This is a genomic window from Cupriavidus sp. 05L310, from assembly GCF_056398185.1.
On sequence record NZ_JBFTOX010000032.1, the window covers coordinates 26,127 to 39,264 of the forward strand.

Genomic DNA, 13,138 nt, shown 5'->3' on the forward strand with positions numbered 1-13,138 from the left:
CATCGAGGACGTTCGCGGTCCCTACGCCGCCCCGAAGCCGCCGCCCCCCGGCGTTTCCACCACGAAGATATCGCCCGCCTCCATCTCGCAGCGGCCGACATGGCCCAGCGCCTCCTCGCTGCCATCATGGCGCACAACGTAGTTGCGCCCCATGGCGCCGGGCTCGCCGCCAGCCATGCCGAATGGCGCATGCAAGCGGTTATTGGACAGGATCGACGCCGTCATCGGCTCAAGGAAGCGGACCTTGCGAATACCACCGTTGCCGCCATGCCGCTGCCCGGCCCCACCCGATCCCGGCCGGATCTCATAGCTTTCCAGCCGCACCGGGAACCGCCATTCCAGCACCTCCGGATCGGTCAGGCGCGAGTTGGTCATATTGGTCTGCACCACGTCGCAGCCGCTAAAGCCCTGCCCGGCGCCGCTGCCACCCGAGATGGTCTCGTAATACTGGTAGCGATCGTTGCCGAAGGTGAAGTTGTTCATGGTGCCCTGGCTGGCCGCCACCACGCCCAGCGCGCCGTAAAGCGCGTTGGTGATGCAAGAGGAAGTTTCCACGTTGCCCGATACCACCGAAGCCGGATAACGCGGATTCAGCATCGAGCCCTCGGGAATGATCACCCTGATCGGCTTGAGGCAGCCGGCATTGAGCGGGATATCCTCGTTGACCAGCGTGCGGAACACATAGAGCACGGCCGCCATGCACACCGCGCGCGGCGCATTGAAGTTGTTGGACAACTGCGCCGACGTGCCGGTGAAGTCCACCACCGCTTCGCGCCGGACCTGGTCCACGGTGACGCGCACCCGGATCTGGGCGCCGTTGTCCAGCGGATAGCGATAGGCGCCGTCCTTGAGCGCGGTGATGACGCGGCGCACGGCTTCCTCGGCGTTGTCCTGCACGTGCCCCATATAGGCACGCACCACCGGCAGGCCGAACTGCACCACCATCTTGCGCAATTCCTCCACGCCCTTGGCGTTGGCCGCCACTTGGGCGCGCAGGTCGGCCATGTTCTGGTCGATATTGCGGGCCGGGTAGCGCGCGCCGGCCAGCAGCGCGCGCATGCCGGCATCGTCAAGCACGCCGGCCTTCACCAGCGGGAAGTTGTCGATCATCACGCCTTCCTCCTCGACCACCGTGGAGTCCGGCGGCATCGAGCCCGGCGTGATGCCACCGATATCGGCGTGATGGCCGCGAGAGCCGACGTAGAAGAGAATCTCCGCGCCGGCCTCGTCGAAGACCGGCGTGATCACCGTGACGTCGGGCAAGTGCGTGCCGCCGTTGTACGGATCGTTCAGCACGTAGACATCGCCGTCGGCCATGCGACCGGCATTGCGCGCGATCACGGTCTTGATGCTCTCGCCCATCGAACCAAGATGCACCGGCATATGCGGGGCGTTGGCGATCAGGTTGCCGCCGGCATCGAAGATCGCGCAGGAGAAGTCGAGCCGCTCCTTGATGTTCACCGAGTACGCCGTGTTCTGCAGGCGCTGGCCCATCTGCTCGGCGATCGACATGAACAGGTTGTTGAAGACCTCCAGCATGACCGGATCGGCGTCGGTGCCCATCGCGCGCCGCCGGGGACGCGGCACGGCGCGGGTCAGCACCAGGTGGTCGCGCGCGGTCAGCTCGGCCTGCCAGCCGGGCTCCACCACCGTGGTGGCATTGCGCTCGGCGATGATGGCCGGTCCCGGCAGCACGTCGCCGGGTCGCAGCGCATCGCGCGGGAACAGCCCGGTATCGTGCCAGTTGCCGCCGCTGAACATGCGCACCTGCTCCGCCGGCACCGGGCCGCCTGCGCGCGGCGGCGGCTCGGGCAGCTTTTCCTCGGGCGGTTCGCTGCTGCCGATGGCTTCCACCGACACGGCTTCCACCACCAGCGGCTTGCCTTGCATCAGGAAGGCATAGCGCTGCCGATAGGCCGCATCGAACGCGGCCTGCATGGCAGCCTGACTGCCGAATGGCACCACCAGCGCCGAATCCGTGCCCTCATAGCGCAGGTGCGCGCGGCGCACCACGTCGATCTGCGCCTCGGCCACCTCCTGCTCCAGCAACTCCCGGCGCGCCTCGCCTGCCAGCGTATCGAGCACAGCCTGCAGCACGGGCAGCGCCGCAGCGTCGAGCCGCGCCTCCACCGCCCGCTCGCGCATCGCGGTGCGGTCAGCCAGCCCCATGCCGTAGGCCGACAACACGCCGGCCAGCGGATGCACGAACACGGTCTGCATGCCAAGCGCGTCCGCCACCAGGCACGCATGCTGGCCGCCCGCGCCGCCGAAGGTGGTCAGCGTGTAGCCCGTCACGTCGTGGCCGCGCTGCACCGATATCTGCTTGATCGCATTGGCCATATTGCCCACGGCGATCTCGATGAAGCCCTCGGCCACCTGCTCGGCGCTGCGCGCATCGCCGGTGGCGGCTGACACGGCTTGCGCCAGCGCCTCGAACTTCGCCACCACCACATCGCGATCCAGCGCCGCATCGGCGCGCGGGCCGAACACCGCGGGGAAATGGCCCGACTGGATCTTGCCGAGCATGACGTTGCAGTCGGTCACCGCCAGCGGGCCGCCGCGCCGGTAGCTCGCCGGCCCGGGATTGGCGCCGGCGGAATCCGGGCCGACGCGGAAGCGGCTGCCGTCGAAATGCAGGATGGAGCCCCCGCCCGCGGCCACCGTGTGGATGCTCATCATGGGCGCGCGCATGCGCACGCCCGCCACGCTGGTTTCGAACACGCGCTCGAAATCGTTGGGATGGCTGCCGTTGAAATGCGAGACATCGGTGGACGTGCCGCCCATGTCGAAGCCGATGATGCGCCCGAAACCGGCGCTCTGCGACGAACGCACCATGCCGACGATGCCGCCGGCCGGGCCGGACAGGATGGCGTCCTTGCCCTGGAAGCGGTGCGCATCGGTCAGGCCGCCGCTGCTCTGCATGAATTGCAGCCGCACACCCGGCATCTGCTGCTCCACCTGTTCCACGTAGCGGCGCAGGATCGGCGACAGGTAGGCATCCACCACCGTGGTATCGCCCCGCGAGACCAGCTTCATCAGCGGCGACACCTGGTGCGACACGGAGATCTGCGTGAAGCCGGTCTGCCGCGCGATCCGCGCCGCCGCCAGCTCGTGCGCCGCTTGCCGGTAGCCGTGCAGGAACACGATGGCGATGGCGCGGATGCCGCTGTCGAACACGCGCCGCATATCGGCGCGCAGCGATGCCTCGTCGAGCGGCGTCACCGTTTCGCCCCGCGCGTCCAGGCGTTCGCCCACCTCCACCACTTCGCGGTAGAGCAGCTCCGGCAGCACGATATTCAGGTCGAACAGCCGGGGCCGGTTCTGGTAGGCGATGCGCAGCGCGTCCCGGAAACCGCGCGTGATGAACAGCGCCACCGGCTCGCCCTTGCGTTCCAGCAAGGCATTGGTCGCCACCGTGGTGCCCATCTTCACCACCTCCACCTGCGCCGGCGTGACCGGCTCGTCGGCCGCCAGCCCGAGCAGGTGGCGGATGCCGGCCACGGCGGCGTCGCTGTATTGCTCCGGATTCTCGGACAGCAGCTTGTGCGTGACCACCGTACCGTCCGGCCTGAGCCCGACCACATCGGTAAAGGTGCCGCCGCGGTCGATCCAGAATTGCCAGCGGCGGCGATCCGAGACATTGGCGGCGGAGAATGGCAGCGACATATGGGAGATTCCCTGCAGCGGTGTGATGGCAATGTCGGGGAAAAACCTGGAACGTCAGGCAAGCGATTCCCGTAGCAGCCCGGCCCCGGGCCGCTACGGAAGTCGCCGCTGCATCGGCAAGGGCGGTTACAGCGACGTGGCCGAGCGCGCGGCCTGCTCGTACAGGCCGGTCAGCACACGCAGCAGTCGTGCCAGCTCGCCGATCTCGGCGTTCTCCGCGCTGCCCGCGGAGAAATTGCTGGTCAGGCACTGCTCCCGGATCTCGCGGTAGCGCGCGCAGGCTTCCGTGCCGGCTGGCGTGGTGATGTAGGTGGCTTCCTTGCCGACCCGCTCGCCCTCCACCAGCGCCAGGCCCTGCAGCTTCTTGAGCGCGTAGGTGACGAGGTGGGTGTCCTCCACATTGAGCACAAAGCAGATATCGGCCAGCCGCTTGGGACGCGCGCGGTGGTTGACATGGTGGAGCACCAGCACATCCAGGAAAGTCAGGTCGCGCACGCCGGAGGCGCCCATGCAGCGCACCACCCAGCGGCTATAGGCGTTGTAGGCCGTGTTCAGGCCGAACTCGAACTCGGACAGTTCCGGGCTGCGCTCGGACACCAGGTGCGAAGACGACACGATATTCGGCCCGGACGATCGCGCAAACGCGCTGGCCGCGGACCGCGCGGACGCCTCGTTCCCGCTGCCGTCGTCGTCGGCCCGGGCTGGCTCGGATGCTGGCTTACGCGCCATGTCTTCACTCCTTTCGTGGGTTGGTGCCTGGACGGTATGACAAGGATGACTAGGTATATCCCCGATGCCGCCGCCACCATATTTGGCTTGACAGTTTATTAACAAATTATGAGGATAAACACAAAATAAATCCAAGCAAAACATCGGAGATGTCACCGTGGATTCTGCACGAAAACAGGGCGGAGAAAGCGATTCACGCACTATCCCAGGGACCTTCTCGCGCCCGGCAATGGGCTGGTTGCGCGGTGCGAATGCACTGGATAGACTCGATCCGAACCCTCCTGAGCGCGATTGAGCGCGAGCCCAATGTCCACGGATATCCATACATTACAGACAAAACTTCGCGATGGCGCGACTTCGCGGGCCGACGTGATCGCTGAAGCGGAGCAGCTTGCGCAGACGCCGGCGGCCAATGCCGTCTTCCTGCGCACCACCTTCGACGCCGCGGCGCAGGTAGCGCGGGCGGCCGACGCCGCCAGCCTGGCCGGCAAGCCCCTGCATCCCCTGGCGGGCCTGCCGGTCTCGGTCAAGGACCTGTTCAATATCGCCGGCGAAGCCACGCACGCCGGCTCACCGGTACGCAGCGACGCGGCGGCAGCCACGGCCGATGCCACGGTGGTGCGCCGGCTGCGCGACAGCGGCGCGGCCCTGGTGGGCCGCACCAACATGACGGAGTTCGCCTTCTCCGGCGTGGGCATCAACCCGCATTTCGGCACGCCCGTGAACCCGGCGGATGCGCAGGTGGCACGTATTCCCGGCGGGTCGTCCTCCGGCGCCGCCGTCTCCGTGGCGCTGGGCCTGGCAGTGGCCGGGCTGGGCAGCGATACCGGCGGTTCCATCCGCATCCCAGCGGCCCTGTGCGGCCTGGCCGGCTTCAAGCCCACTGCCCGCCGCGTGCCGCTGGACGGCGCCTTCCCGCTGTCTTACACCCTGGATACCGCCTGCGCCATGGCGCGCACGGTGCATGACTGCGTCCTGGTGGACAGCGTGATCGCCGACGAGGCTGTCATCCCGGCCATCAAGGCCGCGGCCGGCATTCGCCTGGCCATCCCGCGCCAGTACCTGCTGGACGACCTCGACCCCGTCGTGGCGCGCGCCTTCGACCGTGCCCTGGGCCGGTTGTCCGCGGCCGGCGTGCAGATCGAGCACATCGACCTGCCCGAACTGACCGAACTGCCCGCCATCAACGCCGCGGGCGGCTTCACCGCCGCCGAGGCCTATGCCATCCACCGCCACGCGCTGGCCACCCGGCGCGAGCAATACGACCCCCGCGTAGCCTCGCGCATCGACCGCGGCGCCAGCATGGGCGCAGCCGACTATGTCGACCTTATGCGCGCCCGCGCCGACTGGATCGCGCGGGTTGCGGCGCGCATCGGCGGCTTCGACGCCGTGGCCTGCCCCACCGTGCCGATGGTGGCGCCGCCGATCGCCCCGCTGGTGGCGGACGATGCCCTGTTCTTCCGCACCAATGCCCTGCTGCTGCGCAATACCTCGGCCTTCAACTTCCTTGACGGCTGTTCGATCTCGCTGCCCTGCCACCAGCCCGACGAATTGCCGGTCGGCCTGATGCTCTCGCACGGTGCGCTGCGCGACGCGCAACTGCTGGGCACGGCAATTGCATTGGAATCCATCGTCAAGCCGGCCGCCTGAGGCGCCGGGCCAAGCCGCACACCGCCGTGCAATCCATGAGCCAGGTTGCACGGGCAGCAAAGATAAGAAACAAAAGTCAAAGACAGACAAAGACGTATCAGCCAAAACGATCAACCAGGAGAGATCGATGCAAGGGAAGGCAACACTTAAGTACATGCTGCTGGGCGGGGTGCTTGCCACCTCCTCCGTCATGATGTCCGCCGCGCAAGCCGAGACCAAATGGGACCTGCCGACCGGCTACCCGGTCAGCAACCTGCACACCGAGAACCTGCAGCAAATGGCCAGCGACGTGGAGAAGGCCACCGGCGGCAAGCTGAAGATCGTGATCCACCCCAACGGTTCGCTGCTCAAGGCCAACGAAATCAAGCGCGGCGTGCAGACCGGCCAGGTCCAGATGGGCGAGATCCTGATGTCGCTGCTGGCCAACGAGAACCCGGTGTTCGGCGTGGATGCGGTGCCCTTCCTGGCCACCAGCTACCAGGACTCCTACAAGCTGTGGCAGGCCTCGCGCGCTGTCACCGACAAGGTGCTCGACAAGCAAGGCCTGAAACTGCTGTACGCGGTGGCCTGGCCGCCGCAAGGCATCTACGCCAACAAGCCGCTCAACAACGCGGGCGACATGAAGGGCCTGAAGTGGCGCGCCTATAACCCCGCCACCTCCAAGATCGCCGAGCTCGTGGGCGCGCAGCCGGTGACGATCCAGGCCGCCGACCTCGCCCAGGCGCTGGCGACGGGCACTGTGAACTCCTTCATGTCCTCGGGCGCCACCGGCGTCGACACCAAGGTGTGGGAGAGCGTGAAGTACTTCTACACCGTCGATGCCTGGCTGCCCAAGAACATGCTGGTGGTCAGCAAGAAGTCTTTCGCCGCGCTGGACAAGCCGACCCAGGACGCCCTGCTCAAGACCGTTGCCGAGGCCGAGAAGCGCGGCTGGCAGGTATCGGAGCAGAAAACGCGTGAGTACCTGGCCGTGCTCGGCAAGAACGGCATGACGGTGCAGCCGCCCTCGCCCCAGCTCAAGCAGGACATGCAGAAAGTTGGCCAGGTGATGGTGGACGAATGGGCCAAGGGCGCCGGCGACGACGGCAAGGCCATTCTCGACGCCTACAAGAAGTAAGCGAAGTAGCGAGAAACAAGCGATCCGTATCCGGCCGCGGCGGCACTGCCTGCCGCCACGGCCACTGCTGCCGCAGCATCCCGCGCCCTTTTTTCACCGCATTCTCCCTCCCCTCTCGCCATGGAAGCTCCTTCCGTCAACAAGCGCTGGCTGGACCGGCTGCTTGACCTGTTCGCCGTGCTCGGCGCGCTATGCATTCTCGGGGTCTGCATCATCATGATCCTGATGTCGTTCTCGCGCGAGACCACCATCATCTTCAAGGGCGGCGACGACATCGTTGCGTGGCTGTGCGCCGCTTCCGCCTTCCTCGTCCTTGGCCAGACCTTCCAGCATGGCGGCATCGTGCGCGTGGAAATGCTGCTAGAGGCCGTCAAACCGCGCATGCGCTGGTGGCTCGAACTGGTCTCGCTGGTCATCTGCGCGGTGTTCGCCGCCTATGCCACCTGGGCCTTGTTCTCCTTCGCCTGGCAGAGCTGGGAGATCGGCGATGTCTCGCAGGGCCAGATCGTGGTGCCGCTGTGGATTCCGCAGAGCTTCGCGGTGCTGGGCTGTGGCGGCTTCATGCTGGCAGTGCTCGACGAACTGCAGCGCGTGGCGCGCCGGCAAAAGCCGCGCTACCAGCTGGCGCAGGAAGCCAAGCTGGCCGCCGGCGATTTCGGGGAGACCGTCTGATGAGCACCGTCCTGATTTCCCTGATCCTGCTGGTGGTGATGATCGTCTTCCTGGTCATCGGCGCGTGGATTCCGGTTGCCATCGCCGTCACCTCCTGGGTGGGGCTGGTGGTCTTCGCCGACCGCGATGCGCTGGTCAATCTGGCCAATGCCTGGTGGTCGTCCAGCGCTTCCTATACGCTGGCATCGCTGCCGCTCTTTGTCTGGATGGGCGAGATACTCTTCCGCACCAAGCTGTCCGAGCAGATGTTCAACGGGCTGTCGCCCTGGCTGAACTGGCTGCCGGGGCGGCTGATGCACGTCAACATCCTGGGGTGCGGCATCTTCGGCTCCGTGTCGGGCTCGTCGGCCGCCACCTGCGCCACCATCGCCAAATCCGCGCTGCCCGAACTGACACGGCGCGGCTACGACGAGCGCGTCACGCTGGGCTCGCTGTCGTGCGCCGGCACGCTCGGCATCCTGATTCCGCCTTCGATCACCATGGTGGTCTATGCGGTCTCGGCCGATGTGTCGATCATCCGCGTGTTCCTGGCCGGCTTCCTGCCCGGCCTGCTGCTGATGCTGCTGTTCTCCGGCTATATCGTGGTGTGGGCGCTCTCGAACCCGGACAAGACGCCGCAGGCGGAACGCTTCGACTGGCGCTCGCGGCTCGCCTCGATCCGCCAGCTGATGCCCTGCATCGTGCTCATCGCCTTTATCACCTGGATCATGATCACCGGCTACTCCACCGCCACGGAAGCCGCGGCATACGGCGTGGTGGCTTCGCTGGCGCTGGCGTGGGTGGGCGGATCGCTGACGCGCAAGGCCTTCTGGGAGAGCCTGATGTCGGCCACCCGGCTGACCGCGATGATCATGTTCGTCCTGGGCGCCACCTCCTTCCTGTCGGTGACCATGAGCTTCACGGGCATCCCGCGCGCGCTGGCGGAATGGGTGGCCGCGATGCACCTGTCGCCATGGGCGCTGATCGCCGTGCTGACGGTGATCTATATCCTGCTGGGGACCGCGCTCGACGGCATTTCCATGATCGCGCTGACCACCGCCACGGTGCTGCCGATGGTGCAGGCGGCGGGTTTCGATCTGGTATGGTTCGGGATATTCATCGTGCTGCTGGTGGAAATCGCCGAAGTGACGCCGCCGGTGGGGTTCAACCTGTTCGTGCTGCAGAGCATGACAGGCAAGGACAGCAACTACATAGCCCGGGTGTCGCTGCCATTCTTCATGATGATGGTGGTGGCGATCGCCATCGTCACCGTGTGGCCGGAAATCGTCACCTGGCTGCCCGACGTGGTCATGCAAAAAGAGTTGAAGTAGCCATCGACAGCGAGGGCCGGTCCGGCCCTCAACGGAGTGCCATGCATGTGATCGTGATCGGCGCCGGCGTGATCGGCGTCTGCTCCGCCTGGTACCTGCGCGAAGCCGGCTTCGAAGTGACCGTGGTCGAACGGCGCGCCGCGCCGGCGCAGGAATCCAGCTTCGGCAATGCCGGCGTGATCGCGCCCGGCTACGTTACCCCGTGGGCCGCGCCCGGCATGCCGGGCAAGGTGCTGCGCAACCTCTTTGCCAGCACCTCGCCCGTGCTGTTCCGGCCCAGCGCCGATCCGGCCATGTGGCGCTGGATCGCGCGCTGGCTGGGCGAATGCACGCTGGAGCGCTACCGTGTCAACAAGCTGCGCATGCAGCGCCTGGCCTTCTACAGCCGGGAATGCCTGCACACGCTGCGCAGCCAGCTGGAGATCGACTACGAGCAGTCGCAAGGCTACCTGCAACTGTTCCGCACCGAGCGCGACCGGAGCCTGGCCGAACCGGCGCTGGCCTTGCTGCGCGAGCACAAGGTGCCGCACCGGCTGGTCGATGCCGCTGGCTGCCGGGGCATCGAGCCCGGCCTCACCACCGACACGCCGCTGGCCGGCGGGCTGCACCTGCCCGAGGACGAATCCGGCAATTGCCCGATGTTCGTGCGCCGGCTGCGCGTGCTGGCGGAAGCCGCCGGCGTGCGCTTCGTCATGGACAGCCACGCCTGTGCGCTGCGGCCGCTGCCGGGCGGCAAGCTCGCGCTGGACCTGCGCGCCGGCGCTGCCGGCGCCACGCGCGAAACACGCACCGCCGATCGCGTACTGGTGAGCGCCGGCGTCGCCAGCGCCGCCTTGCTGCGCCCGCTTGGCCTGCGCATCCCGCTCTACCCGGTCAAAGGCTACTCCGCCACGGTGCAGGTCAGCGACGAACTGCAGGCGCCGCTGGCCGCGCTGATGGACGAGTCGTACAAGGTGGCCGTCACGCGCATGGGCAACCGCATGCGGATTGCCGGCACCGCCGAACTCGGCTCGCGCAAGCTCGACCTGCGCCCCGCGGCCATCAACACCTTGCTCAAGGTGGCGCGCGACTGGTTTCCCGTCGCCGGCCACTATGACAACGCCACGCTATGGGCCGGCGCCCGCCCCATGCTGCCTGACGGCCCGCCGCTGATTGGCGCCACCGCCATGCCCGGCCTTTTTCTCAACCTGGGTCACGGCTCCACGGGCTGGGCCATGGCATGCGGCTCCGGCCGCATCGCCGCCGACCTGATCGCGGGCAACCACCCCGGCATCGACCTGGACGGCCTGACCCCCGCCCGCTATGGCTTAGGCCCGCGCTGACCATGCAAACCCCTACCCAGATCCCGCCCACGCACGCGCCAGCCACGGTACTGCCCACCGACGCCTGGCTGCCCCTGGACACCGCCAGCGCCAGCGAGATCCCGCTTTACGGCGTGGCGGCCATCCGCCAGGTCGAAGCCACCGCCATGGCCAGCCTGCCCGCCTTCGAACTGATGACGCGGGCAGGAAATACCGCGGCCGCCTGGCTGGCACACCATGCCCCGGCTGGCCCGCTGCTGTTGCTGGCCGGACCCGGCAACAACGGCGGCGACGCATTGGTGGCCGCCACCCGTCTGCACCAGGCCGGGCGCCAGGTCCAGGTGTGGCTGACCGCCGAGCCCGATCGCCTGCCCGCCGACGCCGGCCGCGCCTGGCTCGAGGCGCGCGCGGCGGGCGTCACGCTGCGCGCGCTGCCGGAGACGGCCTGCCACGGCACCCTGCCTGCGATTCCCGGGGATACCCGCGCGCTGGTCGACGGACTGCTCGGCATCGGCCTGAACCGTGCCGCCGATGGCTTTATGGCGCAGTGGATCGCGCATCTGGCGGACTCAGAGTTGCCGGTGTTCGCGCTCGACATCCCGAGCGGGCTGTTCGCCGATACCGGCGGCGGCGCGCCGGCGGTCCGCGCCTGCCGCACGCTGACCTTCATTGCGGCCAAGCCGGGCCTGCTGACGCTCGATGGACGCGATTGCGCGGGTGAAGTCGATATCGCCCCGCTGGGCCTGCCCTACCCCCCGGCCCAGCCGGCCTGCGCCACGGTCAACGTGCCGGCTTCGTTCGCCAGGGCACTGCCCGCGCGCCGCCATGCCACCAACAAGGGCACGTTCGGCTCGCTCGCCGTGATCGGCGGCGGCATCGGCATGACCGGCGCGCCGCTGCTCGGCGCGCGCGCCGCGCTGCACCTTGGCGCCGGGCGCGTGCACATCGGCTTCCTGGCGCAGCCCGCGCCGCTGCTAGACCCCGTGCAACCGGAACTGATGCTGCACCCGATCGCGGAGATCGCGCTGTCTGCCATGTCCGCGCTGGTGGTCGGCCCGGGCATGGGCACCGGCACGGCGGCACGCGAGCAGTTCGCGCAACTGCTGCACGGCAGCGCCTGCGCCGCCGAGTTGCCCGCCCTGGTACTGGACGCCGACGCGCTGAACCTGCTCGCCTCGGATGCCGCGCTGGCTGCCATGCTGGAGGGCAGCCCGCTGGTGCGCGTGATGACACCCCACCCGCTCGAAGCCGCCCGGCTGGCCGGCCTCGGCGTGGCGGAAATCCAGCGCGACCGCCTGGCGGCGGCACGCTTGCTGGCCACGCAATGGCAGGCCGTGATCGTGCTCAAAGGCTCCGGCACAGTGATCGCGGCGCCACCGGACGCCAGCGGCAACGTAGCGCTGTCGGTCAACCCGACCGGCAACGCCGGGCTAGCGACTGCCGGCACCGGCGACGTGCTGGCCGGCATGATCGGCGCCCTGCTCGCCCAGGGCATGCCGGCGCTACAAGCGGCGCAGGCGGCGGTCTGGCTGCACGGACGCGCCGCCGACCGACTTGTGGCTCACGGCACAGGCCCCGCCGGACTCACCGCCAGCGAGCTCTACACGCCGATGCGCAGCCTGTTCAATGCCTTGCTGCGAGATCCGCGCGGCTCATGAACAAGGCCACCGACAGCGTTACCCGGCTGTCCGCCGCAAGCGCGACAGCCACTTCGCCGGCCCGGCGCCAGTTGCTCACCGGCATTGCCCTGCTGGTGCTCGGCCAGTGGATCCTCAGCCTGCTGGACGCCAGCAGCAAGACGTTGACGCAGCAAGGCCTGCCGGTGGCAGCGGTAGCCTGGGTGCGCTATGTCGGCCATGTGATCGCCATCTTCCTGCTGCTAGGGCCGGCGCGCTTCCGCCAGCAATGGCGTCCGGTAAAGCCCGGCCTGCAATGGCTGCGCGGCGGGCTGATGCTGGTTTCGACCCTGGTGTTCTTCAGCGTGCTCAAGCTGATGCCGCTGGCCGAGGCCACCGCGCTCAATTTCTGTGCCCCGCTCTTCGTGGTGGCGCTGTCGCCCTGGCTGCTCGGCGAGCGGCCGGGACGGCATGCGCGCGTCAGCCGCTGGAGTGGCGTGGCGATCGGCTTCGCCGGCATGCTGATCGTGGTGCGGCCGGGCGGCGAGCTGAGCGGGGCGGGTATTGCGCTGGGCCTGCTGTCCGCGCTGGTGTTCGCGCTGATGCAGATGCTGACGCGACGCATCGCCGCGCACGACGCCCCCATGACCACCCTGATCCAGAGTGGCGTCACCGGCGCCGCCCTGACCACGCTGCTGGTGCCCTTTTTCTGGTTCCACGCGGTGCCCACGCCCCTGCAAGCGGTGCTGCTGGTGAGCACCGGCATCACCGGTTCGGTTGGACATTATTTTGTGATCCGGGCGTTCCAGTATGCCGATGCCTCGTTTCTCAGCCCCTTTCTCTATTTGCAGATCCTGTCGGCCACGACGATCGGCTACCTGGCATTCGGCCAGTTGCCGGACTGGATCACGGCGCTGGGCGTGGCGGTGATCTGCGCCGGCGGCGTGTGTGTGGCGGGAGGGGAATCGGCATTGCGCGCGGTCGCCCGCCGGCTTGGCCGCCCGGGCTGATGTCAGAACACCACCGATAGCCGGAAAGGATTCGCCCTGCTATTGTTTCCGCTAATGGCATGAATGC

9 protein-coding genes are annotated in these 13,138 nt (G+C 67.9%); 7 read left to right on the plus strand and 2 right to left on the minus strand.

The annotated features are described in order from the left end of the window. Positions 1-21 precede the first annotated feature (21 nt). Positions 22-3,666, minus strand: a complete 3,645-nt coding sequence (locus AC1DS6_RS22815; RefSeq protein ID WP_441634102.1) for a hydantoinase B/oxoprolinase family protein — start codon at positions 3,664-3,666, stop codon at positions 22-24. Between the two features lie 126 nt (positions 3,667-3,792). Further along, entirely contained in the window at positions 3,793-4,395 is a 603-nt protein-coding gene (locus tag AC1DS6_RS22820; RefSeq protein ID WP_045237773.1) for a winged helix DNA-binding protein, read from the minus strand. A gap of 306 nt (positions 4,396-4,701) precedes the next feature. Here AC1DS6_RS22820 and AC1DS6_RS22825 point away from each other — a divergent pair, with 306 nt between their 5' ends. The 7 genes from AC1DS6_RS22825 (at position 4,702) to AC1DS6_RS22855 (ending at position 13,071) form a co-directional block, all read left to right on the plus strand. Next, complete coding sequence (locus tag AC1DS6_RS22825; protein WP_441634104.1) at positions 4,702-6,045, plus strand: amidase; 1,344 nt, start codon at positions 4,702-4,704, stop codon at positions 6,043-6,045. 154 nt (positions 6,046-6,199) lie between these two features. Continuing rightward, complete coding sequence (locus AC1DS6_RS22830) at positions 6,200-7,162, plus strand: TRAP transporter substrate-binding protein (RefSeq protein ID WP_441634113.1); 963 nt, start codon at positions 6,200-6,202, stop codon at positions 7,160-7,162. Between the two features lie 120 nt (positions 7,163-7,282). Further along, positions 7,283-7,834 carry a TRAP transporter small permease subunit gene (locus AC1DS6_RS22835; RefSeq protein ID WP_441634106.1) on the plus strand — a complete coding sequence of 184 codons (552 nt, stop codon included), beginning with the start codon at positions 7,283-7,285 and terminating at the stop codon, positions 7,832-7,834. Beyond that, positions 7,834-9,144, plus strand: coding sequence for a TRAP transporter large permease (locus AC1DS6_RS22840; protein WP_035870958.1), 1,311 nt, complete (start codon positions 7,834-7,836; stop codon positions 9,142-9,144). The genes AC1DS6_RS22835 and AC1DS6_RS22840 overlap by 1 nt, the downstream gene beginning before the upstream one ends. A 41-nt stretch (positions 9,145-9,185) precedes the next feature. Continuing rightward, on the plus strand, positions 9,186-10,466 hold the full coding sequence (locus AC1DS6_RS22845; protein ID WP_441634109.1) for a D-amino acid dehydrogenase: 1,281 nt from the start codon (positions 9,186-9,188) through the stop codon (positions 10,464-10,466). A gap of 2 nt (positions 10,467-10,468) precedes the next feature. Continuing rightward, a complete protein-coding gene (locus AC1DS6_RS22850) occupies positions 10,469-12,103 on the plus strand; it encodes an NAD(P)H-hydrate dehydratase (protein ID WP_477103193.1) in 1,635 nt (544 codons plus the stop codon). Beyond that, complete coding sequence (locus tag AC1DS6_RS22855; protein ID WP_441634876.1) at positions 12,100-13,071, plus strand: DMT family transporter; 972 nt, start codon at positions 12,100-12,102, stop codon at positions 13,069-13,071. The genes AC1DS6_RS22850 and AC1DS6_RS22855 overlap by 4 nt, the downstream gene beginning before the upstream one ends. Positions 13,072-13,138 lie beyond the last annotated feature (67 nt).

What these genes read in the sequence shown, in the direction of transcription:
- AC1DS6_RS22840 (WP_035870958.1), top strand. Translation starts at nt 7,834, where the DNA reads ATGAGCACCGTCCTGATTTCCCTGATCCTGCTGGTGGTGATGATCGTC.
- AC1DS6_RS22845 (WP_441634109.1), top strand. Translation starts at nt 9,186, where the DNA reads ATGCATGTGATCGTGATCGGCGCCGGCGTGATCGGCGTCTGCTCCGCC.
- AC1DS6_RS22855 (WP_441634876.1), top strand. Translation starts at nt 12,100, where the DNA reads ATGAACAAGGCCACCGACAGCGTTACCCGGCTGTCCGCCGCAAGCGCG.
- AC1DS6_RS22850 (WP_477103193.1), top strand. Translation starts at nt 10,469, where the DNA reads ATGCAAACCCCTACCCAGATCCCGCCCACGCACGCGCCAGCCACGGTA.
- AC1DS6_RS22820 (WP_045237773.1), bottom strand. Translation starts at nt 4,395, where the DNA reads ATGGCGCGTAAGCCAGCATCCGAGCCAGCCCGGGCCGACGACGACGGC.
- AC1DS6_RS22815 (WP_441634102.1), bottom strand. Translation starts at nt 3,666, where the DNA reads ATGTCGCTGCCATTCTCCGCCGCCAATGTCTCGGATCGCCGCCGCTGG.
- AC1DS6_RS22830 (WP_441634113.1), top strand. Translation starts at nt 6,200, where the DNA reads ATGCTGCTGGGCGGGGTGCTTGCCACCTCCTCCGTCATGATGTCCGCC.
- AC1DS6_RS22835 (WP_441634106.1), top strand. Translation starts at nt 7,283, where the DNA reads ATGGAAGCTCCTTCCGTCAACAAGCGCTGGCTGGACCGGCTGCTTGAC.
- AC1DS6_RS22825 (WP_441634104.1), top strand. Translation starts at nt 4,702, where the DNA reads ATGTCCACGGATATCCATACATTACAGACAAAACTTCGCGATGGCGCG.